The organism is Ruegeria sp. BG8 (assembly GCF_056538325.1).
Window position 1 is genome coordinate 710,518 of the sequence record NZ_JBQFSZ010000001.1, and the last position, 24,630, is coordinate 735,147.

Annotated in this window: 27 protein-coding genes; 14 read left to right on the forward strand and 13 right to left on the reverse strand. The window is 57.9% G+C overall.

Annotation, left to right across the window (positions count from 1 at the left end; genetic code table 11):
• Nucleotides 1-23 precede the first annotated feature (23 nt).
• Nucleotides 24-1,610, reverse strand: a complete 1,587-nt coding sequence (locus tag ACR0DG_RS03595) for a bifunctional metallophosphatase/5'-nucleotidase (protein ID WP_480694379.1) — start codon at nucleotides 1,608-1,610, stop codon at nucleotides 24-26.
• A gap of 109 nt (nucleotides 1,611-1,719) precedes the next feature.
• Here ACR0DG_RS03595 and ACR0DG_RS03600 point away from each other — a divergent pair, with 109 nt between their 5' ends.
• The 4 genes from ACR0DG_RS03600 to arsC are packed head-to-tail and all read left to right on the forward strand — an operon-like array spanning nucleotide 1,720 to nucleotide 3,879.
• Nucleotides 1,720-2,058 carry a DUF952 domain-containing protein gene (locus ACR0DG_RS03600; RefSeq protein WP_480694381.1) on the forward strand — a complete coding sequence of 113 codons (339 nt, stop codon included), beginning with the start codon at nucleotides 1,720-1,722 and terminating at the stop codon, nucleotides 2,056-2,058.
• Nucleotides 2,055-2,486: a DUF1330 domain-containing protein gene (locus tag ACR0DG_RS03605; RefSeq protein WP_480694383.1), complete on the forward strand. Its 432-nt coding sequence runs from the start codon at nucleotides 2,055-2,057 to the stop codon at nucleotides 2,484-2,486. Before ACR0DG_RS03600 ends, ACR0DG_RS03605 begins: the two co-directional genes overlap by 4 nt.
• Complete coding sequence (locus ACR0DG_RS03610) at nucleotides 2,483-3,541, forward strand: quinone-dependent dihydroorotate dehydrogenase (protein WP_480694385.1); 1,059 nt, start codon at nucleotides 2,483-2,485, stop codon at nucleotides 3,539-3,541. The genes ACR0DG_RS03605 and ACR0DG_RS03610 overlap by 4 nt, the downstream gene beginning before the upstream one ends.
• Nucleotides 3,538-3,879 carry an arsenate reductase (glutaredoxin) gene (arsC, locus tag ACR0DG_RS03615; RefSeq protein WP_480694387.1) on the forward strand — a complete coding sequence of 114 codons (342 nt, stop codon included), beginning with the start codon at nucleotides 3,538-3,540 and terminating at the stop codon, nucleotides 3,877-3,879. Before ACR0DG_RS03610 ends, arsC begins: the two co-directional genes overlap by 4 nt.
• On the opposite strand, the gene ACR0DG_RS03620 is transcribed toward arsC, so the two are convergent.
• The 3 genes from ACR0DG_RS03620 to ACR0DG_RS03630 are packed head-to-tail and all read right to left on the reverse strand — an operon-like array spanning nucleotide 3,876 to nucleotide 6,133.
• Complete coding sequence (locus ACR0DG_RS03620; RefSeq protein ID WP_480694388.1) at nucleotides 3,876-5,189, reverse strand: MATE family efflux transporter; 1,314 nt, start codon at nucleotides 5,187-5,189, stop codon at nucleotides 3,876-3,878. The genes arsC and ACR0DG_RS03620 overlap by 4 nt on opposite strands.
• A gap of 6 nt (nucleotides 5,190-5,195) precedes the next feature.
• The gene (locus ACR0DG_RS03625; RefSeq protein WP_480694391.1) at nucleotides 5,196-5,714 is read right to left on the reverse strand and encodes a PaaI family thioesterase; all 519 of its coding nucleotides are present in this window, start codon (nucleotides 5,712-5,714) and stop codon (nucleotides 5,196-5,198) included.
• Nucleotides 5,714-6,133, reverse strand: a complete 420-nt coding sequence (locus tag ACR0DG_RS03630; protein WP_480694393.1) for a PaaI family thioesterase — start codon at nucleotides 6,131-6,133, stop codon at nucleotides 5,714-5,716. The genes ACR0DG_RS03625 and ACR0DG_RS03630 overlap by 1 nt, the downstream gene beginning before the upstream one ends.
• Before the next feature lie 113 nt (nucleotides 6,134-6,246).
• Between ACR0DG_RS03630 and ACR0DG_RS03635 the strand changes: the two genes are divergently transcribed.
• The 9 genes from ACR0DG_RS03635 to ACR0DG_RS03675 all read left to right on the forward strand — a co-directional run bounded on the left by ACR0DG_RS03635 (nucleotide 6,247) and on the right by ACR0DG_RS03675 (nucleotide 15,396).
• Entirely contained in the window at nucleotides 6,247-6,615 is a 369-nt protein-coding gene (locus ACR0DG_RS03635) for a MerR family transcriptional regulator (protein WP_480694395.1), read from the forward strand.
• Nucleotides 6,616-6,815: 200 nt separating this feature from the next.
• Entirely contained in the window at nucleotides 6,816-7,952 is a 1,137-nt protein-coding gene (locus tag ACR0DG_RS03640; protein ID WP_480694397.1) for a Hint domain-containing protein, read from the forward strand.
• Nucleotides 7,953-8,290: 338 nt separating this feature from the next.
• On the forward strand, nucleotides 8,291-8,692 hold the full coding sequence (locus ACR0DG_RS03645; RefSeq protein ID WP_480694399.1) for a MerR family transcriptional regulator: 402 nt from the start codon (nucleotides 8,291-8,293) through the stop codon (nucleotides 8,690-8,692).
• A gap of 50 nt (nucleotides 8,693-8,742) precedes the next feature.
• A complete protein-coding gene (locus ACR0DG_RS03650; RefSeq protein WP_480694401.1) occupies nucleotides 8,743-10,524 on the forward strand; it encodes an acyl-CoA dehydrogenase C-terminal domain-containing protein in 1,782 nt (593 codons plus the stop codon).
• A 54-nt stretch (nucleotides 10,525-10,578) separates the two neighbouring features.
• A complete protein-coding gene (locus ACR0DG_RS03655; protein ID WP_480694402.1) occupies nucleotides 10,579-10,791 on the forward strand; it encodes a hypothetical protein in 213 nt (70 codons plus the stop codon).
• 61 nt (nucleotides 10,792-10,852) lie between these two features.
• Complete coding sequence (locus ACR0DG_RS03660; RefSeq protein ID WP_480694404.1) at nucleotides 10,853-11,491, forward strand: glutathione S-transferase family protein; 639 nt, start codon at nucleotides 10,853-10,855, stop codon at nucleotides 11,489-11,491.
• An 11-nt stretch (nucleotides 11,492-11,502) separates the two neighbouring features.
• A complete protein-coding gene (locus tag ACR0DG_RS03665) occupies nucleotides 11,503-12,714 on the forward strand; it encodes an acetyl-CoA C-acetyltransferase (RefSeq protein ID WP_480694406.1) in 1,212 nt (403 codons plus the stop codon).
• Nucleotides 12,714-13,202, forward strand: a complete 489-nt coding sequence (locus ACR0DG_RS03670; RefSeq protein ID WP_480694408.1) for a cupin domain-containing protein — start codon at nucleotides 12,714-12,716, stop codon at nucleotides 13,200-13,202. Before ACR0DG_RS03665 ends, ACR0DG_RS03670 begins: the two co-directional genes overlap by 1 nt.
• On the forward strand, nucleotides 13,195-15,396 hold the full coding sequence (locus tag ACR0DG_RS03675; protein WP_480694410.1) for a 3-hydroxyacyl-CoA dehydrogenase NAD-binding domain-containing protein: 2,202 nt from the start codon (nucleotides 13,195-13,197) through the stop codon (nucleotides 15,394-15,396). The genes ACR0DG_RS03670 and ACR0DG_RS03675 overlap by 8 nt, the downstream gene beginning before the upstream one ends.
• A gap of 42 nt (nucleotides 15,397-15,438) precedes the next feature.
• Here the strand turns inward: ACR0DG_RS03675 and ACR0DG_RS03680 are convergent, their stop codons facing one another.
• Together ACR0DG_RS03680 and ACR0DG_RS03685 are read right to left on the reverse strand one after the other, a co-directional pair.
• Complete coding sequence (locus ACR0DG_RS03680) at nucleotides 15,439-16,110, reverse strand: sulfotransferase family 2 domain-containing protein (protein ID WP_480694412.1); 672 nt, start codon at nucleotides 16,108-16,110, stop codon at nucleotides 15,439-15,441.
• The gene (locus ACR0DG_RS03685; protein WP_480694414.1) at nucleotides 16,107-17,042 is read right to left on the reverse strand and encodes a DMT family transporter; all 936 of its coding nucleotides are present in this window, start codon (nucleotides 17,040-17,042) and stop codon (nucleotides 16,107-16,109) included. The genes ACR0DG_RS03680 and ACR0DG_RS03685 overlap by 4 nt, the downstream gene beginning before the upstream one ends.
• A 152-nt stretch (nucleotides 17,043-17,194) precedes the next feature.
• On the opposite strand from ACR0DG_RS03685, the gene ACR0DG_RS03690 reads away from it, so the two are divergent.
• Complete coding sequence (locus ACR0DG_RS03690) at nucleotides 17,195-18,208, forward strand: hypothetical protein (protein ID WP_480694416.1); 1,014 nt, start codon at nucleotides 17,195-17,197, stop codon at nucleotides 18,206-18,208.
• Between the two features lie 6 nt (nucleotides 18,209-18,214).
• On the opposite strand, the gene upp is transcribed toward ACR0DG_RS03690, so the two are convergent.
• The 7 genes from upp to ACR0DG_RS03725 all read right to left on the reverse strand — a co-directional run bounded on the left by upp (nucleotide 18,215) and on the right by ACR0DG_RS03725 (nucleotide 24,598).
• Nucleotides 18,215-18,847, reverse strand: coding sequence for a uracil phosphoribosyltransferase (upp, locus tag ACR0DG_RS03695; protein WP_480694418.1), 633 nt, complete (start codon nucleotides 18,845-18,847; stop codon nucleotides 18,215-18,217).
• On the reverse strand, nucleotides 18,844-19,830 hold the full coding sequence (locus tag ACR0DG_RS03700) for an adenosine deaminase (protein WP_480694420.1): 987 nt from the start codon (nucleotides 19,828-19,830) through the stop codon (nucleotides 18,844-18,846). Before ACR0DG_RS03700 ends, upp begins: the two co-directional genes overlap by 4 nt.
• Nucleotides 19,827-21,038 carry a phosphopentomutase gene (locus tag ACR0DG_RS03705; RefSeq protein WP_480694422.1) on the reverse strand — a complete coding sequence of 404 codons (1,212 nt, stop codon included), beginning with the start codon at nucleotides 21,036-21,038 and terminating at the stop codon, nucleotides 19,827-19,829. Before ACR0DG_RS03705 ends, ACR0DG_RS03700 begins: the two co-directional genes overlap by 4 nt.
• The gene (locus ACR0DG_RS03710) at nucleotides 21,035-22,342 is read right to left on the reverse strand and encodes a thymidine phosphorylase (RefSeq protein ID WP_480694424.1); all 1,308 of its coding nucleotides are present in this window, start codon (nucleotides 22,340-22,342) and stop codon (nucleotides 21,035-21,037) included. The genes ACR0DG_RS03705 and ACR0DG_RS03710 overlap by 4 nt, the downstream gene beginning before the upstream one ends.
• A 4-nt stretch (nucleotides 22,343-22,346) precedes the next feature.
• The gene (locus ACR0DG_RS03715) at nucleotides 22,347-22,739 is read right to left on the reverse strand and encodes a cytidine deaminase (protein ID WP_480694426.1); all 393 of its coding nucleotides are present in this window, start codon (nucleotides 22,737-22,739) and stop codon (nucleotides 22,347-22,349) included.
• Between the two features lie 103 nt (nucleotides 22,740-22,842).
• Nucleotides 22,843-23,934, reverse strand: coding sequence for a cupin domain-containing protein (locus tag ACR0DG_RS03720; protein ID WP_480694428.1), 1,092 nt, complete (start codon nucleotides 23,932-23,934; stop codon nucleotides 22,843-22,845).
• Nucleotides 23,909-24,598, reverse strand: a complete 690-nt coding sequence (locus ACR0DG_RS03725; protein WP_480694430.1) for a hypothetical protein — start codon at nucleotides 24,596-24,598, stop codon at nucleotides 23,909-23,911. Before ACR0DG_RS03725 ends, ACR0DG_RS03720 begins: the two co-directional genes overlap by 26 nt.
• Nucleotides 24,599-24,630: the final 32 nt, after the last annotated feature.

Here is a 24,630-nt window from a genome sequence, read left to right on the forward strand (position 1 = left end):
CGGCCTTTTCGCTTTTTCAGCACTTACTTCTGTTTGATGCGTCCATCCAGGTAAGGCTGGTACGGGGCGTTTTGCGCAAGATACTCAGCCGTTACATCCGCCAAATCCGGACCGAAGTCATAGGCGTTCTTGTCATCACCTTCGAACATGCTGTAGCCGTCCCCGCCGTTGCGAACATAGTTGTTCGTCACCACGCCGTAGACTTTTGCCATATCCAATGGTTCCCACGCGCCGTCATGCTGCACTTCGACAAGCGTTATGCGCTGATTGGTTGGCGCGCTTGGATCAAATTCATAGCGCATGCCCGCGACCTGAGGGAAGCGCCCGTTCTTTTCCTCTTCATCGAATTGGGCCATGCCGTTTTCCAATGCGGCCTTGATTGTCGCGCCGTCAGTCCAGAACGTAGACAACGTGTTTTGGAACGGCAGGACCAGTACAACTTCACCCTGAGTGATCTCGCCTTCGTCAATACTGGTGCGCAATCCACCACCGTTTTGAATCGCGATCTGCACACCCTGATCCTTGACCCTGTCCAGCATCGCATCGGCGACCAGATTGCCCATTTCACATTCCACGTGACGACAGGATTCCCGCGCGCCATCAATAGGTGCGGCAGCGCTGGCAACGACGCGTTGCTTCATTTCCTCGATCGGAGCGGCCATTTCAGCCACGCGTGCCGCAATATCCGGGTCGGGTTTGATCGACGCATCCAGAAGGATCGGCTCACCCTCAGCTGAAATCAGATTGCCGTCATCGTCAAAGGTTAATGTGATCTCTCCCAAATACTTGGAATAAGCATAGGCCTGCACAACGGGGACATCGCCTACCATCATCGGATAGGGTCCCGCCGCTCCGTCGTCGGTGTTTGACAGCAATGTGTGTGAGTGCCCTCCGATGACCAGATCCAGACCGGGCACTTGCTCTGCGATTTTGAGGTCTTTGGACAAACCAACGTGGTTTACGGCTATGATGATATCGACACCTTCGTCCTGCAGCGTGGCCACATCGGCCTGAAGGCTTTCGATCTCATCTTGAAAAACGACGTTGTCACCGGGGCTGGACGTATCAACCGTATCTGTTGCCAAGGCGGATACGATGCCGATCTTCTGATCCCCAACATCCAAAACCAAATGGTTCTTTACTTTGCCTTTCAGCTCTGCCGATGAGGACAGATCAAGGTTACCCGACACGACGGGAAAGCTCACAGCATCTATGAAAGCTGCCAATCCTTCGGGGCCGTCGTCGAATTCGTGGTTTCCAACAGCCATGGCATCATAGCCGATAGCCTCCATAAACTCGGCCTCGGCTGCGCCCTTGTAAGTGGTGTAAAATAACGAGCCCTGAAAAGGATCGCCCGCATCCAGCAAAAGAACGTTTTGACCTTCCAACGCGCCACGACGCTCATCCACAAGCGTTTTCAGGCGGGCAACCCCGCCAAAGCATTTGCCTTCGGCCTCGTCCTCTGCATCACAGGTGGAGTCATATTTGTTAATCGACTCGATACGGCTGTGGATGTCGTTTGTATGCAGGATTGTCAGCTTGTATTCCGCAAAAGCCATGCCTGCAGTAAGCCCCAAAACGGCCGCCGAGGTCAGGAAACGGGTGAACATCTTGAAACTCCCTATCGTTATTTTCCGTGATGGTGCGACTTGCGGAACAAAGAGTCAAAGGGGGGAAATCCGGCTTGATTCCAGCTGCCTCGCAGGGCATCACGGCCTCATGCTGGTTTACAAGATTTTCCGGGCCGATGAATGGGCCACGTTGCAAGCCGAGGGTGCATCCGATGGGGCGCCGATTGATGTCTCAGACGGGTTTGTGCACTTTTCAACCGCCGAACAGGCAGCCGAAACAGCCGCCAAGCATTTCGCGGGTGTCACTGATTTGACCCTTTTGGCCTGCGATACAGACGGCATGGGCGAAGACCTCAAGTGGGAGGTTTCGCGCGGTGGCGCTCTTTTCCCACATCTATATCGCCAGATCAGAATGACCGATGTGGTATGGTCGCGCGCCCTGCCCTTTGACGGCAAAAGTCATCAGTTTCCTCCGGAGATGGTATGACCGCTTTTGTCGATCCTGATCGCGCTCAGTTCCAGGTATTCAAGGACCTGGACCGGGATCATCCGATCGAGATGCTGAACCTTGTGAAATTTCGGGCCGAGGCCGATTACCCCGAAGGGCACGCCTTGGCCGACGCTGGTCTGACCGGGGCTCAGGCCTATCGCAATTACGGCGACGAAACCGCGCCGATCATTGCCCGGCTGGGCGCAGAAATCCTGTGGCGAGGCGCGTTCCAGACAACTCTGATCGGCCCCCAGGACGAAACATGGGACGCGGTCTTCATCGCACGTTATCCCACGGGTCGCGCTTTCCTAGAGATGGTGACTGACCCTGTGTATCAACAAGCGGTCGTGCACCGTCAGGCTGCGGTTGAAACCTCGCGCCTGATCCGATGTGCCCCCGCTGAAGGCAAAAAGAGCTTCGGATGAAACTGACTGAAAAACTGGGACTTGCAGCCTTGCACAAGATGGACCCCGAAGTTGCGCACGGGATGTCGATTAAGGCGTTGAAAGCTGGTTTGACCCCGACCCCCGGCCCCGTCACGACGCCGCGCCTGCGAACGCAAGTGGCGGGTTTGGATTTGCCGAACCCGGTTGGGTTGGCTGCGGGTTTTGACAAGAACGCAGAAGCACTCACCCCTTTGTCGCGCGCTGGTTTTGGGTTTATCGAGGTCGGCGCAGCCACCCCACGCCCCCAACCCGGCAACCCCAAGCCAAGACTGTTTCGCCTGACCGAAGACAAGGCGGCCATTAACCGGTTTGGGTTCAACAATGAGGGGATGGAAGTCATCGCCCAGCGTCTCGCGGGCCGTCCAAAGGACGCGGTGATTGGCTTGAACCTTGGGGCCAACAAGGACAGCGACGATCGCGCGGGCGACTTTTCCAAGGTGCTTGCCCATTGCGCCGCCCATCTGGATTTTGCCACCGTTAACGTTTCGTCGCCAAATACTGAAAAACTGCGGGACCTGCAGGGTAAAGAGGCCCTGAGCGCGCTGTTGAGCGGCGTGATCGAAACACGAGACAGCTTGTCCCGCCCCCTTCCTGTATTCCTGAAGATCGCGCCAGATCTCAGCGACGAAGAACTGAAAGACATTGCAGAAGTCGCGCAGGATACCGGTGTAAACGCCGTTATTGCGACCAACACCACGCTGTCGCGCGATGGATTACAAAGCGGGCACAAGGATGAAGCCGGTGGTCTGTCCGGCGCCCCCTTATTCGCAAAATCCACACGCGTTCTGGCGCGCCTCAGCCAGCTGACTGGCGGCCAAATCCCCCTGATCGGCGTGGGCGGCATCAGCACGGCAGAACAGGCCTATGCCAAGATCTGCGCCGGGGCGTCGGCAGTGCAGTTCTACACCGCGATGGTTTATGGCGGTATTTCCCTTGCTGCCGAAATTGCGCAAGGCTTGGATACCTTGCTGGCCAGGGATGGCTTTGACACTGTCGAACAGGCGGTCGGCAGCAAAAGAGAGGATTGGCTATGATCGAGTATTGGCACAACCCACGCTGCTCGAAATCTCGTACGGGCTTGGCGCTTTTGGAAGAGAACGGTGCACAGGTCAACATCCGCAAATACCTTGAGGACGCCCCCTCAGCCGACGAAATTCGGGCCGCTTTAAAGCGGCTGGATATCCCCGCGATTAAGATGATGCGAACCGGCGAAAAGCTGTTCAAGGAATTGGGGCTAAGCAAAACTGCACCCGAGAACGAGCTTATCGATGCCATGGCCCGCCATCCGATTCTGATTGAACGTCCGCTGGCGATCAAAGATGACAAGGCCGCGATCGGTCGGCCGCCGGAAAACCTGCTGTCGCTGCTTTAGATCTGGGCCTCAAGCCGGGGATAGCGCGCGCCCAATGTTACCGCGCGCGCGGTGTTCAGAACCATAAGGGCAGCCCACAGCCCATGGTTGCCCAGTGTCGGCACAAGAACAAACAAGGCAACGACATAGATCGCGACAGACTGTATCATCGCGTTGCGCATCGACCGGGTCCAGGTTGCTCCGATGTAGATACCGTCGAACATCCAACTTGCGACGCCGATCACCGGCGCAAGCGCCGCCCAGACCAGATACTCTCGGGCCGCCAATCGTACCTCGGCGGACGTTGACATCAGGTCGATCAGCGCAGGTCCAGCCAGGAAAAAGACGGCCCCAAGTGCAAACGCGCCACCAACACCCCATTGCGACGCCATGACCGAGGCCCGCCGCACCTGAAACCGGTCTTTTGCTCCGACCGCTCCTCCGACCAGTGCTTCGGCGGAAAAGGCGAAGCCATCCAGCGCAAAGGCGGTGATCTCGAGAAACTGCAAAAGAACCTGATTTGCCGCCAGATTGACGTCCCCGAGATCCGAGCCAACGAACAGAAAGGTCGTGAACGCTCCGGTCAACAGGACCGAACGGATCATGATGTCACTATTGACCTGCAACATCCTACGCAGGCGGGCCGCGTCGAAGATACGGTTCCAATCACACCACTGACGGCCGCCAAATGCGCTGCGGCATAGCCAAAGCCCCAGCGCGAGGCCTGTCCATTCGGCGATCAGCGTCGCAACAGCGACACCTTCCACGCCCCAGCCCAGCCCCAGAACAAACCACAGATCAAGCAGGATGTTCAGCCCGTTCATCCAAACCTGCAGGACGAACACGCCGCGCGTTCGCTCGATCGCAATCAGCCACCCGGTCACCGCATACAGCGCAATTGTGGCCGGAGCCCCCCAAATTCGAATCTCCAGATAGCTTCTCGTCAGCGCCTCGACTTCGGGGCTGGCGGGTGACAGCGCAAAGGCCCCCCAAAATACGCCCGCTTGAATCAGGATGAAGAAAACGCCCGCTGCCCCGCCAATCAGCAATCCACGCATCAGCAAAGCGCCGGTTTCAGCGACATCTCCGGCCCCGCGCGCCTGTGCCGCAAGGCCGGTGGTTCCCATCCTCAGGAAACCAAAAATCCAATAGATCGCAGACAGGATCACTGCGCCCATACCGACGGCACCAATGGGTGCTGCCTGCCCCATTTGCCCAACGACACCGGTATCAACCGCTCCCAATATCGGAACGGTTGCGTTGGACAGCACGATGGGAAGTGCGATTTTCAGCACCCGCCTATGCGTGATGGGCGCCGAGGCGTCTCGCATGTGACCCTAAGCGTCCTGCATGTTGGGTTGCGGCATCAGGAAATGCCCGGTTGCTTGCGCGTAGGGACGCGCGTGGTTGTCCTGCCATGCCTCGACCCGTACCGAAGCATAACGGCGACCCGAACGGCTTACGAACGCACGGGCATAGGCATCCCGCGGCAACCCGGATCGCAGGTAATCGACCGTGAAATCAACCGTCTTGGGAAAGCGGATCGTTTCATCGCGTGTAATTGTGTCGGCATCCAACGCGCCGCTTTCAATACTGGGCAGAAAGTGCTCCCAGCTTAGGGTAATGACGGCCGTTACCTCGAGAAAGGCCGCTGTGACACCTCCGTGCAGGGCTGGAAGCAGAGGGTTGCCGATCAGTTTCTCGTCAAAGTTCAGAACTGCTGTTAGTTCATCCCCGCGCCGATCGAAGCCTATATTCAGAAACCGAATGTAGGGAACGCCCTCAACAATCGCGTTCAACGCAGCGTCGCGCCTTTGCTTGACCACCTGCATGGGTTCTGGGCGTTTACGAGCCATCACAAACCCTCCACCGTGAAAGAGCCCGCTGCGGTTGCAACCGGCAGTTCCTGATCTTCGTCCATGGCCGTTGCACGCACAAACGCCACGTTTCGCGTCAGGTGGAAACAGGTCGCGCGGGTTGTGATCATCTGCCCCGGCGTCGCTGCCCGCATATAGTCGATCCTCAGATCAATCGTAGCGGTTCCCCCGGGTGAGGACGGGTGGCTCATGACTGCAGCGCCGCAGCATGTGTCCAATGCCGCAAAGACTGCGCCGCCGTGAATAACACCGGTGCGAGGGTCACCGATCAGTTCGGGGTTGTACGGCATCGTAATCTCGGCCTCGCCGTTGCCAATCTGGGTCAGGCTCATACCCAGAGCCCGCGCATGCGGAATCGCCTCGATGAATTGGCGTGCAATGGCTGTTTTGTCGACCATCTACTTGTGTCCCCTTGATTTATCCCTTTATGGGCGTGTCACCCGCAAAAGAGCAAGCCCACCTGTTGCGCTTGGCTGTGACGCACCATAATCTGCTGCAGAGGAGATCAGGAATGTCCGACGACCGTTTGTCATTCAAAGAGATGTGTGCCGAGTTTGACGTGACTCCGCGCACCCTGCGCTACTACGAGTATATCGAGCTTTTGCAGCCAGATCGCGAAGGCAGATCCCGATTTTACGGCCCCCGCGAATGCGCGCGAATGACACTGATCATGCGCGGGCGAAAATATGGTTTCCCGCTTGAAGACATCCGGCAGTGGTTGTTGATCTACGAAGATCAGGGGAATCAGGCACAGATGCAGACCTTCGTCGAAATGGCGGATTTGCAGCTGGTCGAGTTGAACAATCAAAAGCAGCAATTGAATGAGGCGATCGACGCGCTTCAGAAAATGCGCGATCAGACGGCCAAATCGCTGGAATGATCGCAACGCCCAAGTCTTGATGCGTAACGTGATTTGCGCCCATGCGTTGACAGTGCTGTGAAAGACCAACACTTCATGCCTTGATAACCTTTACGTGAGAATTCGCTTTTCGATCCTGTCGAAAACAGACTATATCCGGCCATGTGAACCACCCTATGTGGTTCTAAAGGCGTTGATTTTCAGGATTGGTCAAGAATTCCATGACAAGCTTTAGTATCGCGAACGGAAACTCTACCACGTTCACGGATACGTCACCGGGTGGCGGCCTTGTCATTGATTTTGACACGCTGGACAACGGGTTCAGCGTTCAGATCAACGGTGTAGATCTTTTCGTGGGCGGACCAGCCGGCGTACCCAACGAAGCGGAATTCCAGATCGTAAGTACGCCCGGCCAGACCGTCGGATTTGCTGACGGTGACAGGTACGAAGTTGACACGCCCGCGGTCTGGCAGCTTGGAAACACAAATGGCGAACCGGTCGTGCGGCTGGTGATCAACCCGGACGGCACGATCGAGTTTTTCGGTGTTAAAACGAATGACGGGCCGCTGGAACCGCTTGAGCTGATAAACGGCTTGTCCGTTAATACAGATGCCATCGCAGACGCTTGGAATGAGGATGGCCCCAATACCATTGTCATCGACCAGGAACAGACCGGGCCCACTAACGCCAGTGGCGAATTCGTGGATGTGCTGTGCTTTGCATCCGGCACATTGATTGAAACCTTGCACGGTCCTGTCGCGGTAGAAAAGCTGCAGATTGCCGACGAGGTTCTGACCTACGATCACGGTTACCAACCAATTCGCTGGATTGGGTCAAATCGCCTGACACCGTCCGAATTGGCTGACAACCCAAGGCTGAAACCCATTTTGATCCGAGCAGGCGCTTTGGGCACAGGCTATCCCAAACAAGACCTGATCGTTTCCCCGCAGCACCGCATACTTGTATCTTCGGCCGTTGCCCTGCGCATGTTTGAGAACAAGGATGTTTTGATCCCCGCGAACAAGCTTCTGTCTTTGGATGGCGTCGATGTTGTTAAAGCGGCACCGGACGGCGTCACATACTTCCACATTCTGTTCGATACACATGAAATCATCTGGTCGAACGGTACGCCGACAGAAAGTCTTTTTACCGGCCCCGAGGCGCTCAAGTCCGTGTCAGAAGAAGCGCAGGCCGAGATCAAAGACTTGTTTCCTGCGTGTTTCGATCCGGAATTCAAGGCGGTGTCCGCACGTTTCATTCCGGAAAAGGGCAAGCGTATGCGCAAGCTCGTCCAAAGACATCTGGACAATCGGAAGCCCCTTTTTGACGGCTCTGAGACGCCCGGCAGCACGATTTGACACCGGCGCATCTGCGCCAACGCAAGATGCGCGCCGCAATAAGAACGCCAGCAGCGTTCAGATCGGAATCGCGAAACTGTGTCTGCCGCCTCTTAAGTATCCCCCCCAACATCGTGTTCGTTGGCAGGTACGCGCTCCTGTTCAATGCCGAAATCGTCAAATTACGTGACGTGAAAATCCAGTTTTGGCCCAGTTCAGCGTCTTGACGCGACCGGAAGTTACGTCAACTTATTTGTGACGTAGCGTTTGCATTACGTGAACGTCATCTCCGTGTTGTAAAAGGCGCATCGACTGCGCACCTGAACCTTATCGACGCCAGTGACAAGAGTGCTGAAACCATGACCGAAGATCTGATGACCATTCGTGAAATGTGCGAGACATATGATGTCACTCCACGCACGTTGCGGTTTTACGAAGCCAAGGAACTGCTGTTCCCGATCCGTGAGGGGCAGAAACGTCTGTTCACCAAGCGCGACCGGGCCCGGCTAAAGCTGATCCTGCGCGGTAAGCGCTTTGGCTTTAGCCTCGAGGAAATCCGCCAACTTCTGGATTTGTATCATGTGGGAGACCAGCAGATGACCCAGATGACCCGCACATTCGAAATAGCGCGCGAGCGTCTAGCCGATATGGAAGCCCGCCGCGAAGAGCTGACGCAGGCGATTGACGACCTCAAGGAACAGTTGCGCTGGGGCGAAAAGGTAATCGCCTCGATGACAAACGAAAAAAAGGCCGCCGAATAAACCTCGGCGATCCCCACTCACCGGACATCTGAATTTAAAGGGAGCTTCAAATGCCCGTCTACAACGCGCCTACCAAAGACATGCAGTTCATCCTGCACGAGGTCCTGAATGTGTCAGGATCGGATATCCCGGGATACAACGAGCTTGAGGCAGAGTTCACCGGCGCCGTGCTGGAAGAGGCCGGCAAAATCTCGACAAACGTTCTGCACCCGCTGAACGTTGTCGGCGATACGGAAGGGTGCCGCCTGGAAAACGGTATCGTCTACACCCCCACGGGTTTCAAAGACGGTTTCGAACAGATGAAAGAAGGCGGCTGGACCGGCCTCGACATGCCCGAAGAGTATGGCGGGCAGAACATGCCTTACGTGATGGGCACCGCCGTGGGCGAGATGTTCTCGGGTTCGAACCAGGCATTTACCATGTACCAGGGTCTGACGCATGGCGCGGCCTCGGCCATTTTGGCGCATGGCACGGACGAACAGAAGAACACATACCTGCCCAACATGGTCAGCTGCGAATGGACCGGTACGATGAACCTGACCGAGCCGCATTGCGGCACCGATCTGGGGTTGATGCGCACCAAGGCCGAACCACAAGATGACGGCACCTACAAGGTATCGGGCCAAAAGATCTTTATCTCGGCTGGTGAGCACGACATGGCCGACAACATCATCCACCTGGTTTTGGCCAAGATCCCCGGCGGCCCTGAGGGTATCAAGGGTGTCTCGTTGTTCATTGTTCCCAAGTTCATCGTCAACGAAGACGGCAGCCTGGGTGAACGCAATGGCGTCGCGGTCGGCAAGATCGAAGAGAAAATGGGCATCCATGGCAACTCGACCTGCGTCATGAACTATGACGAGGCGACCGGCTACTTGCTGGGCGATACGCACAAGGGCATGCGCGCCATGTTCACCATGATGAACGAGGCACGTCTGGGTGTTGGCATGCAGGGTGTTGCACAGGCCGAAGCGGCCTATCAAAACGCCGTCGAATACGCCAAGGACCGCCTGCAAGGCCGCGACGTGACGGGCGTCAAGAACCCCGACGGTCCGGCAGACCCTTTGATCGTTCATCCCGACATTCGTCGCAGCCTGATGGATCAGAAAAGCTTTACCGAAGGCGCCCGCGCGTTTCTTCTGTGGGGCGCAACAATGATCGACAAGGCGCACCGCGCCGAAGACAAGGACGCAGACGGCCTGATCTCGTTGTTGACGCCGGTTATCAAGGGCTTCCTGACGGACGAAGGCTATGACATGACCGTCAAAGCGCAACAGGTCTACGGCGGTCATGGCTACATCGAGGAATGGGGCATGTCGCAATATACCCGCGACGCCCGCATCGCGATGATCTACGAAGGTGCGAACGGTGTGCAGGCGCTGGATCTTGTTGGCCGCAAGCTGGCGCAAGACGGCGGCAAGCATGTGATGGCATTCTTTGAGATGGTGAAATCCTTCTGCAAGGAAAACGCAGGCCAAAACGAAGCGTTTGACAAGGCGTTTATTGAACCCCTGAAAACGGCATCCAAAGATCTGCAGGCCGCCGGTATGTACTTTATGCAGCAAGGCATGAAGAACCCCAATCACGCGCTGGCCGGATCAAACGACTTCATGCACATGTTTGGCCATGTGTGTCTTGGTTTGATGTGGGCGCACATGGCCAAGGCGGCCTATGCGGCACTTGAAGCCGGAGCGTCAGATACCGAGTTCTACGAAACAAAGATCGCAACCGGCCAATTCTACACCGCGCGCCGTTTGCCGGCGACGGCCCTGCATCTTGCACGGATTCAGACCGGTGCCGACACCGTGATGGCGCTTGAGGCAGCAAGCTTCTGATACACGCCCGGTTCCGGTGCGTTGTGCCGGAACCGGTCATTCAAAGGGAAAGACATGCCGAAACGATTTCGCCTGACCCGCCGTTTCCCGGTCGCCATGACCGAAGACGGGTATCGCAAACTCAGGGCTTTTGCCCATGAAGCGGGGTTGGACGAAGGCGAGGCCCTGTCTTTTCTGTTTGAGAACTTCAACAGCGTGATTGATGAGCACAACCTGACCCACCGGTTGCGCCAGTTCAATTCCGAGTTGGAGGCGCGCAAACGCTGAGCATACGGCCACCGGGCCGGCTGTCTGAACACCGCACATGCGCCACGGGAGGGGCGATCACATGACCATCAAACTGTACTGCTTCGGTGAAAGCGGAAATTCGTACAAAGCCGCCTTAGCGCTGGAGTTGTCGGGCCTGGATTGGGAACCGGTCTTTGTCGACTTCTTCAATGGAGAAACGCGAACCCCCGAATACCGCGCGAACGTCAACGAACTGGGCGAAGCGCCGATGTTGGTTGACGGCGATTTCCGCACCAGCCAGTCAGGCGCGATTCAGGCCTATGTCACGGAAAAATCGGGCAAGTTCGGCGGCAAGACCCGCGAAGAAAACTACGACATCCTGCGCTGGGTTTTGTGGGACAATCACAAGCTCAGTTCGATTGCAGGAATGACCCGTTTTCTGTGTAACTTCCTGCCTGAAGAAAGCCGAAATGCGGATGTCATCGGCTTTAACCAAGGTCGGCTGAAAGCGTCGTACCAGCTTTTGAATGATCATCTGAAGGGCCGCGACTGGATTGTCGGCGACAATGTAACCAATGCCGATCTCAGCTGTTGCGGCTACCTCTACTATCCCGAACCATTCGGTTTTGACCGCGCCGAATGGCCCCATATCGACACCTGGCTGACACGCCTCAGCGAACAGCCCGGCTGGAAAGCCCCATATGACCTGATGCCCGGCAACCCGTCGGATCGAGCTTAAGGAGAAGACCCATGACCGAAGCCTATATCTATGACGCCCTGCGCACTCCGCGCGGCAAGGGCCGCAAGGATGGCAGCCTGCACGAGGTAACCTCGGTGCGGCTGTCCGCCGTGACCCTGAACGCGATGAAAGAGCGTAACAATCTGGAAGGTCACGCCGTTGAGGACGTGATCTGGGGCAACGTTACCCAGGTGATGGAACAAGGCGGCTGTCTGGCGCGCTCGGCCGTGCTGGCCTCGGATCTTGATCAGTCGATCCCGGGACTGGCGATCAACAGGTTCTGCGCCTCGGGCATGGAGGCCGTGAACCTCGCCGCAAACCAGGTCAAAGGCGGTGCAGGTGAGGCGTATATCGCAGGCGGCGTTGAGATGATGGGCCGCGTGGCCATGGGCAGTGACGGTGCAGCGATTGCCGTTGACCCCTCGCTGGCGATGGACACCTATTTCGTGCCTCAGGGTATCTCGGCGGACATCATCGCAACCGAATATGGCTTTGATCGCGATCAGGCGGACGCGCTGGCTGTTGAATCGCAAAAGCGCGCAGCCAAGGCGTGGGAAGAGAACCGGTTCGAAAAATCGGTCATCAAAGTCACCGACCAGAACGGCCTGACCATTCTGGACCGCGACGAATATATGCGCCCCGGCACGGACATGCAGAGCCTGGGCGCGCTGAACCCGTCCTTTGCGATGATGGGTGAGCAGATGCCGGGCTTCGACAAGGTCGCAATGCTGAAATACCCGCATCTGGAGCGGATCAACCACATCCACCACGCGGGCAACAGCTCTGGCATCGTGGATGGGGCTGCGGCTGTGCTGATCGGCAACAAGGAATTTGGCGAGAAATACGGCCTCAAGCCGCGCGCCCGCATCAAGGCGACAGCGAAGATCGGCACCGACCCGACCATCATGCTGACCGGTCCGGTGCCCGTGACCGAGAAGATCCTTGCTGACAACGGCATGAAGATCAGCGATCTGGACCTGTTCGAAGTGAACGAAGCCTTCGCCTCGGTCGTGCTGCGGTTCCAGCAGGCGTTTGATGTGGACCCTGAACTGGTGAACGTCAACGGTGGTTCGATCGCGATGGGCCACCCGCTGGGCGCAACCGGCGCGATGATCATCGGCACCCTGCTGGACGAGCTGGAGCGTCAGGACAAGGAAACCGGTCTGGCAACGCTGTGCATTGCGTCCGGCATGGGGGCGGCAACCATTATCGAGCGGGTCTGATGCCCAAGCTGGATCTCTCTCAGATCCCGTTTCAGGGCGGCTCCTCCTATCCCGGCAAACTGGCCGAGGCGACCGCGGGTCGTTTCGTGCAGCGGCTGACGGATGCAGGCGGGTTGACCCAATACGGGGTCAACATCGTGCGGCTGGAACCGCAGGGCATGTCATCGCTGCGCCATTACCATATGGAGCAGGACGAGTTTGCCATCATGCTCAGCGGCACCTGCGTGCTGATTGATGACGATGGTGAGCACCAGATGCAGCCCGGCGATTGCGCCGCCTGGCCCGCGGGTAATCCCAACGGCCATCACCTTGTGAACAAGACCGATGCGCCTGCGACCTTTCTGGTGGTGGGCACGCGGACCCCGACCGAGACCGCCTATTACAGCGACATAGACATGATGGTGAAGGATGACGCAGACGGCGAATCCTTCACCCGGAAAGACGGCAGCCCGCTGACGGCTGACCAGATTGGAGATGACAATGACTGATTTCACTCTGACCAAAGACGCAGACGGCGTCGCCACGATCACCTGGAACGTCCCCGGAAAGACGATGAACGTGATGTCCTTTGACGGGCTGTCCCAGCTGAGCGACCTGATCGATCAGGCGCTGGCGGATGAAGGGGTCAAGGGCATCGTCCTGACCTCGGGCAAAGAGGGGTCGTTTGCGGGCGGCATGGACCTGAACCTGCTGGCCGTGATGAAGGAACAGGCGGGCGACAATCCGGCCAAGGGTCTGTTCGAGGGCACGATGCAAATGCACGCCCTGCTGCGCAAGATCGAACTTGCGGGCATGGACCCCAAGACCAAGAAAGGCGGCAAGCCCATCGCGACCGCCCTGCCCGGCACCGCGGCAGGCATCGGGATGGAGTTGCCGCTGTCCACGCACCGCATCTTTGCCGCCGAGAACCCCAAGGCGAAATACGGCCTGCCCGAGATCATGGTCGGCATCTTCCCCGGCGCGGGCGGCACCACGCGGATGGTCCGCAAGGTGGGCGCGATTGCTGCGGCTCCGTTGTTGCTGGAAGGCAAGATGCTGGACGTCAAGAAAGCAAAGGGCGCGGGTTATATCGACGAGATCGCTGCTGACCCAGTTGCCGCCGCGAAAGAATGGGTGCTGAACGCGAAAGACGCCGATCTGGTCAAGCCGTGGGACGCCAAGGGCTATAAAATGCCCGGTGGTGCTCCGTACCACCCCGCAGGGTTCATGAACTTCGTCGGCGCCTCAGCCATGGTCAACGGCAAGACCCAAGGCGCCTTCCCCGCGGCCAAAGCATTGCTGAGCGCGGTGTATGAGGGCGCGCTGGTCGATTTCGACACTGCGCTGAAGATCGAGGCGCGCTGGTTTACATCCGTCCTGATGAACCCCTCCTCGGGTGCTATGATCCGGTCGCTGTTCCTGAACAAGGAAGCGCTGGAAAAAGGTGCCGTACGTCCTGCCGGTGTGCCGGATCAGTCGGTCAAGAAGATCGGCGTTCTGGGCGCAGGCATGATGGGTGCGGGCATCGCGCTGGTCTCGGCCCAGGCCGGGATGGAGGTTGTTCTGGTCGACCGGGATCAGGCAGCTGCGGACAAGGGCAAAGCCTATACCGAAGCCTATCTGGACAAGGGTATGAAGCGCGGCAAAGTCACCGAAGACAAGAAACAGGCCATGCTGGCGCGCATCACTGCCACCCCCGATCTGGATCATCTGAAGGGCTGTGACCTGATCATCGAAGCCGTGTTCGAGGATATGGGCGTCAAGGCCGAGATGACCAAAAAGGTCGAGGCGATCATCCCCGAGGATTGTATCTTTGCTTCGAACACCTCGACCCTGCCAATCACCGATCTGGCCAAGGCCAGCGTGCGGCCCGAGCAATTCATCGGCATCCACTTCTTCTCACCGGTTGAGAAGATGTTCCTGGTTGAGATCATCAAGGGTCGCGAAACCGGTGATCGCGCGGTGGCCAAGGCGCTGGATTACGTCCGCCAGATCCGCAAGACGCCGATCGTGGTCAACGATGCGCGGTTCTTCTACGCCAACCGCTGCATCATCCCCTATATCAACGAAGGTCTACGGATGATCACCGAAGGCGTCAGCCCGGTGCTGATCGACAATGCCGCGCGTCAGCTTGGCTTCCCCGTGGGGCCGATCCAGTTGAATGATGAGACCTCGATTGATCTGGGGGCCAAGATCGCACGTGCGACCAAAGCCGCCATGGGCGACGCCTATCCCGAAAGCCCTGCCGATGACCTGATCTTCTGGATGGAGGCCGAGGGCCGCCTGGGCCGCAAGGCCAATGCCGGGTTCTTTGACTATGACGACAAGGGCAAGCGCGTCGAATACTGGAAAGGTCTGGCCGAAAAGTACCCGCATGCCGAAGACCAGCCCGACCTGATCGAAGTGCAGGAAAGACTGATGTTTGCGCAGGTGCTGGAAGCCGTCCGCGCGCTGGAGGAAGGTGTTCTGGAAGACATCCGCGAAGGCGACGTGGGTGCCATCCTGGGCTGGGGCTTTGCCCCGTGGTCCGGCGGCCCGCTGAGCTGGCTGGACATCATCGGCACGCCCTACGCGGCCGAGCGCTGCGACCAACTGGCCGCTACCTATGGCGAGCGCTTCGCCTGCCCGCCGCTGCTGCGCGAGATGGCTGAAAAGGGTCAGTCCTTCTACGGCCGGTTCGATCCAGAAGCCAAAGCCGCCTAACCAAAAAAACGCTGGCGCATGCCCCCAATGCGCCAGCGAACCTTATGCCGACGATTGACTTGTCGGCGGATCAAACGTGTATCCAAAACGGTTTATGTCTTCGCGACATGTTGCCTCCAGCGCGGAATGCGCGCGTGAGGAGTAATAAGTCCGGTAGTCTTTTGTGCGTTTGGATGCGTTCAGATGGGGTAGCTGCACGCGAAACCCCAAATGATCGAACAACGGCGCGGCATCGCGTTCATAGTATTCAAGCCTTATATACGCGTTGCAGTGCTCAATGCCGTTAGACCACGTCATGTATTGACGGGCAGGATTGGCCCGGAACGAGCGGGCCGTGTCCGGGTGGAGCACAAAAGCCTCGAAAGACAGCTTTTTCGCCCGTTCAGGTGCCGGGTGATCAAAACTCTGTTCCTGTAGCCAATGATAATAGCTGACCATGCGATCCCAAGGGTTTCGCACCAGCGTGAAGGTGAACAAAGCGTCCCGCTCAGACGGGTCAATCAACTCATCAAGATCAGCTAGTGTTGCGTGTTTTCGCAACTGCCCGGAATGATCAATTGACTTGACCCTGTTGCGTCGGCGAATGGCCTTGGGCGTATCCCCGATCAGAATGTCATCCTTCATTGCACGTTGTTCCAGTGCCAGGGACAACGACGTTCCTCCGGTTTTTGGGATATGGACAAAGACGTAAGCCCGCCCCTTCGAGATTATCATGCGGCCTCCGGTTGGGCGGGCGTGCGACCAGCTCTCCACCCCAACAAGGCCCCTGCTGTTGCGATCAGGCAAATCCCGACAATCTGCATCAACCCGATGGATTGCCCCAAAACGGCCCAAGCGAACAAAGGACCAAACACCATGACCGAGTATTCAAAAACCGCGACGTAGGACGGCTCACCGATCTGGTAGGCCCGGATCAGCATGAAAACCGCAATCGTTGATCCGACGGCCTGCACGATGATCCAAGGCAAAGCTGGTTGCATGGCCCAAACCCAGCCGCGGCTTACAAAACCCTCGGCACCCTCGGGTGAAGCAACTGGCCAAACGGACAAAAAAATCAGGCCGGCAGCCCCCGCAGAACCCAGCGTCACAACCATTGCGGCAAGCAACGCAACTGTGCTTTCACCAGCACAATGCGTGCGCGTCACGATTGCGCTAAGAGCGTAGAACAGCCCCCCGGCCACCGGCAGAAGGGTCAGAAAATCGAACTCGTAAGGGTTGGGTTGCAGGACGCATAGGATGCCAGCGAAACCAACAAAAACGGCCAGGATGCGCCAGCGACCAATTCTCTGCTTCATCGCCAACGCCGAGATCAAAAGGACGAAGATCGGCGAGGTGAATAGCCCGGCCAGTGCTTGCGCAATCGGCATCAGCGCAAGCGAAGCGAAATAGAACAGCATCGCCAGCGTGATCAGAATACTGCGCACCATCACCGGCGTCAGACGGTTGGGCCGTAAGGTGCCGAACCCCAACAGAGACAACCCCACAATCAACGGTAACATCAGCAGCGCACGACTAAGGTGGAACTGCCACAACCCAATCGTGTCAGCGAGCAGGATCACCACGTTATCGACCACACCAATGATCGCCATAGAACCTATCATCAAAATCGATGCCAGGATCGGAGAAGTCTGGGTGTCAGTCTGCATCTTGGGTCCTAAAGCGAACGGGAACGCCGGACTTCGATCTGCCGCGCGTCCGGATATCCAGCACATTTTCGGAACATCGCGCAACAGGTTTGCGCCACTGGATTTTTGCGTGCTAAACTGACCGTAATTCATAACGAGCAGTTCCAACCGTGATGACGGCCCTCAAACAGTACCAGCGGATCGAAGCCACCGGTCTGTGGCGCCCCTCGCCTGATGTGCAACGGCGCGAGGTCGTTGTGTCCATTGGCGAAGCAACACTGACCATCTCGGACTTCAACGACCGCGCATTGACGCATTGGTCGCTGGCTGCGTTGGTACGGCAAAACCCAGGCGCGTATCCGGCAATTTACAACCCGGACGGCGATCCGGACGAAACACTGGAACTGGCCGAAACCGAAACCACGATGATCGAGGCGATCGATCGCCTGCAACGTGCTATCGACCGTGCACGGCCACATCCCGGGCGATTGCGCTGGTTCACAGTGGCAGGGGTTATCGCCGCCGTCGCGATCTTGTTGGTTCTCTGGGTCCCGGTCGCGTTGCAAAGCCACGTGGTATCGGTCGTGCCGGAAATCAAACGGCACGATATTGGCGACGCAATTTTGCACCGAATTGAACGTGTATCCGGTCGCGCTTGTTCATCTGGCGACGCGCAGGACGCGCTGGATCAGCTGGCTGCACGAACCGGAGTGCGTGAGGTCGTCATTTTGCCCGCAGGTGTTCAAAGCAGCCTGAGCCTGCCGGGTGGAATCGTTCTGCTGAACAGATCTCTGGTCGAGGATCACGAAGACCCATCGGTGGCTGCCGGTTACATCATAGCTGAACGTGCACGTGTACTGGCCGAGGATCCCTTGGACGATCTTCTGGACCGCACCGGTGCAATGACAGCCTTCCGCTTGCTAACGACCGGAGAACTGACCCCCGAGATTGTCGATGCATATACCGAAGAAGTGCTGTCAGAGCCGCGCCCATCTTTGCCCGACAGTGATCTGCTTGAGGTTTTTGCCCAGGCCGCGCTGCCCTCGACGCCATTCGCCTACGCGATGGATGTCACGGGTGAGACTGTATTGGGGTTGATTGAGGCCGACCCGATGGCGGGTCGTCCCCTGCAGCAAGTGCTTCCCGACCGCGATTGGGTTCGGTTGCAGAATATCTGTGGCGAATAACGCAGGTTACTTGGTGCCGAACATCCGGTCACCAGCATCCCCCAGCCCCGGCATAATGTAACCTTTCGAGTTCAGCTCGCGATCCAAAGAGGCCGTGACGATCTTCACGTCAGGATGGGCTTCTTTCATGCGTTCGACACCTTCCGGCGCGGCAAGAAGGCAGAGAAAGCGAATATCGGTCGCACCGGCTTCTTTCAGCAAGTCAATTGCGGCGGCCGAACTGTTCCCGGTCGCCAGCATCGGGTCGACCGCAATCACCAGCCGGTCTTTAAGACCTTCGGGCGCTTTGAAATAGTACTGAACAGGTTTCAGCGTCTCTTCGTCACGGTATAGCCCGACAAAGCCGACACGAGCCGAGGGGATAAGCTCGAGCACGCCGTCCAGCATACCGTTTCCGGCGCGCAGGATTGAAACCAGCGCCAGTTTTTTACCCGCCAGAATTGGCGCATCCATTTCCTCCATCGGGGTTTCGATGTGGCGCGTCGTGAGCTTCAGCTCACGCGTGACCTCGTAAGCAAGCAACAATGTGATCTCACGCAGCAGCTGACGGAAAACAGCGGTCGAGGTGCCCTTGTCCCGCATGAGCGTCAGTTTGTGCTGGACCAGTGGGTGGTCAACGACGGTCAGATGTTCGCTCATGTTTTCTCCAGTCTTTTCTTGACCCGCGCACGGGTTTCTTCATCGCAAAAGGCCGCGTTCAGGGCCGTTTCATTCAGGGCAGCAAAATCTTCGGCGGTCCAACCGAAGGCCGCGGCCAGCATCTCATATTCGCGCCGCATGTTAGTGTGAAAAAACGGCGGATCGTCGGTAGACACGGTGACATTGACACCGTGATCGCGCAACCGGGCAATCGGATGCGCTGCGAAATCGGGAAAGAGGCCCAATACCACATTGGACCCCGGGCAGACTTCAAGCGTCACGTCCCGGTCGACGATTTCGTGGATCAAGTCCGGGTCTTCGATCGCACGCACACCGTGGCCGATGCGCTCAACACCCAAATCACGGATCGCGTCCCGTACACTGTGCGGCCCTGCGAACTCACCTGCATGTGTTGTCAGGCGCAGCCCCGCCTCACGCGCGCAATCAAAGGCCCATTTGTAATCGCCCTGCGCGCCCACGGATTCGTCACCGCCCATCCCGAAACCTGTCACCCAGTCCCCGGCGGTTTCCGCAGCGCATATGGCGCTGCGCTTGGCCTGATCAGGTCCGAAGTGGCGCACACATGTGATGACACCTCGCAGGGTAATATCATGCTTTCGCTCGGCCTCATCCGCCGCGTCCTGAATAGCGCTCAGGTAATCGCGCCATGCATGCAGATCGCCGCCACCGCAAAAATCCGGGCTTAGGAAGGTTTCGGAATAAACCACACCGTTCGCGGCACTTTCTGCAAGAATAGCGAGCGTAAGGCGGCGGAAATCCTCAGGCGATTTCAATACTTCGCAAGCGGCCTCATACACGCTGAGGAAATGCGCAAAGTCCCGAAAATCATAACTGCCATCGGGCTTGAAAATTCCGCTTAAATCCACGCGTTTTTCATGGGCGAGTTGGCGGATAAAGGCCGGAGGGGCAGCACCTTCATGGTGAAGGTGCAGTTCCACCTTGGGCAAGTCTGCAACGGTCATAGAAAACTCCGCCCCGGACCCTGCGCCGGGATATTCAGGTGCTGCGCGATACTGGCGGCTATGTCGGCAAAGTTAACCGCGCCAATCTGGCCCGCCCCCAGACCCGCGACCAGCACGGGCACTTGTTCGCGCGTATGATCTGTTCCGATCCAACTAGGATCATTGCCGTGGTCAGCCGTCAGCACCAACATGTCGCCCAGCCGCAACCGTGGCAGGATCTTACCGATCTCATGGTCAAACCATTCCAGCGCGCGGGCATACCCGCTGATATCGCGGCGGTGGCCGTATAGGCTGTCAAATTCGACGAAATTGGCGAATGTCAGGCTGCCCTCTTCGGCCTCATCTATAAGCTCCGAAAGGTGCCCCATCAGCTCGGCGTCCGACCCTTTGCGCAGCGTGTCGATCCCCTGCATCGAGAAGATGTCGCCAATCTTGCCGACCGCGTGAACTTTGCGCCCGGCATCCTGTACCCAGTTGGTCAGCACCGGTGCGGGGGGCAGAATGGCGAAATCCTTACGGTTGGTTGTTCGCGTAAAGCCTTGCTCGGGCGAACCGACAAAGGGGCGTGCAATCACACGACCCACTTTCATCTCATGCAAAATCGGCGCAAGGGTTCGGCACATCTGTAGCAGGCGATCAAGGCCAAAACTTTCTTCGTGCGCCGCGATCTGGAAAACGCTGTCTGCCGACGTGTAGCAGATCGGCCAGCCGGTGCGCAAATGTTCAGCCCCAAGCTCGGCGATGATGGTTGTACCGGACGCGTGGCAATCGCCAAGTATCCCCTCAGTACCAGCGGCTTTGGCTGCGGCCTGCCTCAGGTCAGGTGGAAATGACGGCTTTGTATCCGGAAAAAAATGCCAATCCCAAGGCACCGGCAAACCGGCCAGTTCCCAGTGTCCCGACGGCGTGTCCTTGCCGGGCGAATGCTCTTGCGCGCATCCCCACAAGCCAGTTGGTTCCGTCTGCAATCCCGGCGTATCAGCCCCCGAAGCCAAACGCGCCGCAGCGCCCAGCCCCAATGCATCCAGATTGGGAACATGCAATGGGCCGGAACGCCCTTCTTCGGCTTTGCCGTCTGCACACGCTTGCGCAATATGCGCAAGTGTGTTTGCCCCAGTATCTGGCACATCCCCGTTAAAGAACTGATCGGCGTCGGGTGCACCACCGATACCGACCGAGTCCATCACCACCAAAAAGGCCCGCGTCACGGCCTGATCCTTTCATGGACCAGGCCAGGTACGCTAGGTTTGGCGGGTCCGAGTTTAACCGCCCCCAACACTGCTTCTGATGCCCGCTGCGCGGCGTCTTCGCGCGCGGCATGCACCACAGCCAGTGGCGCGCCCTTTTCGATCCTGTCCCCAAGTCTGACGATATTCGACAACCCGACAGCGGGGTCAATCACGTCGCCCTCGACTTGACGACCGCCACCCAGCGCGACCACTGCCAAGCCTAACGCCTCACCATCCATTTGGGTGACATACCCGCTGGTCGGAGACGACACCTCTAGGATTACGCTGGCTTCCGGCAAGTAGCGGGACCAATTCTCAATGAACTGGAGCGGTGCGCCAACGGCGGCCATCATCCGGCCAAAACGCTCGGCAGCGCGTCCATTTCGGATTATTTCAGCCACATTGTCGCGGCCTTCTTCCACCGTCGAGACCATCCCGGCATCGTTTAGCAGAACGCCGCCCAACTCCGCTGAAATCTCGGCAAGTGGGGCATCCTGCCCGCTGGTGAGCACCTTCATGACCTCGCAAACCTCCAGCGCGTTACCTAATGCTGGCGCCAGCGGTTGGTTCATATCGGTGATTACGGCTGATGTGCGACACCCGGCTGCGTTTGCGGTTTCCGACAAGGCCTGCGCCAGATTGCGCGCGTCTTCATGGGTTTTCATGAACGCACCGCTGCCGACTTTAACGTCCAACACCAAAGCATCCGGGCTGGCCGCAAGCTTTTTGGACAGGATGGAAGCTGTAATCAAATCCAGGCTCTCGACCGTCGCTGTCACGTCGCGGATCGCATATAAACGTTTGTCAGCCGGTGCGATTTGCCCCGTTGCGCCTACGATAGCCGCGCCAGTGTCCCGTAGGATCTGCGCCAACCGTTCCTGGCTGATCTGAGTACTCACGCCCGGAATGGCCTCGAGCTTGTCCAGCGTCCCACCGGTATGTCCCAGCCCGCGCCCTGAGATCATAGGGACATAAGCACCAAGCTCGGCCAGAGCAGGCGCCAGAACAAGACTCACGCTGTCACCCACCCCACCGGTTGAGTGTTTATCGATCACCGGGCCGTCCACATCCCAAGTCAGGACATCGCCACTGTCGCGCATGGCCAGGGTCAAATCCGCCCGACCTTGCGCCCCCAACCCGCCCATGCAGACCGCCATTGCAAACGCCCCGGCCTGTGCGTCGCTGACCCCTCCGTCTGCAAGGCCCTGGGCAAACCACGACAACTCTCCCGCGGTTGGAACCTCGGACCGGCGCAGCTTTGCGATGATCGAACGCGCATCCATGGGATCAGATATCCTCCATATGCGAGGCACCGAACGCGCCGGGCAACAGGTCACCGATTGTGGTTTCCAGTTCGGCACCATCAACGCTGGCCAACGTCACCTTGACATCTGGCTTGCCAAATTCTGCCAGCTTCTGACGACACCCGCCACAAGGCGGAACCGGTTGCGGGGATGAGGCGACAACGTACACCTCAGCCAGTTCCTGATCCCCCGCAGCGACCATTGCAGCGATCGCACCAGCCTCGGCACAGGTACCCTCGGGGTAGGCGACATTCTCAACGTTGCAGCCGGCGTAAACCGCACCGGACACCGCCCGAATAGCTGCGCCAACCTTGAAATTCGAATAGGGCGCATATGCCTTTTCCCGAACCGAGAGGGCCGTGTCTTTCAAGCTCATTGCGATTCCTCGATTTTTTGATCATCTGGTCAGAAAAATGCAGTCTTACGCAAGCGACGCGGGGAATTGAAGCCCCACAGGCAGATTTCCCCAACCAAATGCCTTAGTCCAGCACCGTGTTAAACGTTCCGGGCAACGTCACCTCGAGCAGTTCAATGTCATCCGAAGGGTCGGCCAACCGCGTCCGCATTCCCGGCGGAATGACAAAGGCGTCACCCTGCTCCAGACGATATGGATCGCGCCCTTCACCTTCCAGCGTGACCTGACCGTTCATGACAAAGGTAAAGTGGATATCCGTATCGTGGGTGGCCCAAGCGGGCGTCCCCTGCCCTTTGCGTACAACCTGAACCCCTGCCACACCCTTGGTGTTCTCGGCGATCGTTGTGTCGCGGCAGACATACCCCGGCAGACGGAATTCCGTCCATTCGGCACCTTCGGCCTGATTGAACACAAACCGTTGCCCCTGCCATTCACGTTCGGGCCGGTACTGCGCTGTGGGCAGCGTCATTTCGTGGTCAATCTCGGTGACATGCTCGGCTGGAACGCCGATTTCGATGACCTGAACGTTGTCGGATGCCTCCAACACGCGGTGGCGAATCTCGGGCGGTTGGATAAAACAATCCCCTGCTGTCAGCCGCATTTTCTCGCCCTGATCTTCGTAAACCACATCAACCCAACCGTGGATGCAAAAGATCAACTGAAACCCGACCTTATGGAAATGCACCATATCGGGCACGGGCCCACCATCCGGAATACGAATGTGGCTGGCGATGATCGACCCACCCAAACGGTCTGGCACCAGATCGCGGTAGTGCATCCCCGCACGACCAATAATCCACGGCGCCTGATCTTTGAGCCTGCGTACCACAAAAGAATGTACCGTTTCCGGCATCGCCATAGGCGGATTGAGTTCATCAATCTCCACCCGCGTTCCGTTTGGTGCCAAAAGGCTACGCTGACCATCCGCAAAAGCGTCCGGGTCATCCGTCAGAATTCTGAGGGTACCCGGGCTCTCAGCCGCGCCTTTTTCGACGCGTACCCGCACCCCGTGACCAGAAAAAACGGCTATGCGCGGGTCATCCGCCGGATAGATCATATCCATCCGCATCCCCAGCACCTTGGTGAAGAATGGAATGTCGTCGCGCAGTTCCTGGGTTGGCAGGCGAAATTCAGCTCGGGTTTGGCTGTCGGTCATTTAGTGTCTCTTCGGTCTTGTCTTTTGGCCATCCGATCAGAACGGCGGCCAAAATGCCAATCGAAAAGAACATCTCAAGCGTTTCTTCCAGCACAAACAACCGCATCATCATAGTTTGCGACAACGTACCGCCATACATGCCGGATAGTTCCTCAAGCAGCTGCGCCACAACCGCGCACAATCCAGCTATGAAAAACACAACCAAGAAAGGCGCGCGCTGCTTCAACGCCTGCCACCCGTTCGGAACGCCATGCCAAACAAGACCGCCCAGCACCGCAATCCCCAGAACGACGCGGACCACAGTCATGTCCAGTGCCGCGTCCAATCCGCTTAGAATCATTTGTGGAAAGCTGCCAACTGCGTAAACGTCGGCCTCAAGCTCGCGCTCAGCCAGCAGCAGGCACACCACACCAATATACAGACGGGCAATACCCGGGAACCTGTAGAAAGCCGCAAGGCCCGCTGCCAAAAGCGCAAAGGCGGAACCGGTTTCGATCAATCCACCTTCCTGATTGAAGGTCGAGGCCTGCTCGGGCCAAATTGAAATCACGACCAGTAGAGCGACAGCTACCAAAATAGCCATGCCAACGGGATAACGTCGGGTTGTCACGCGCGCGCCGCCTGAAACGTCAGGCTCGGGATGTAATTCGTCGTTATAGCTCATACTGGGCCCGGTGCGTCACTTTGAATTTGAAG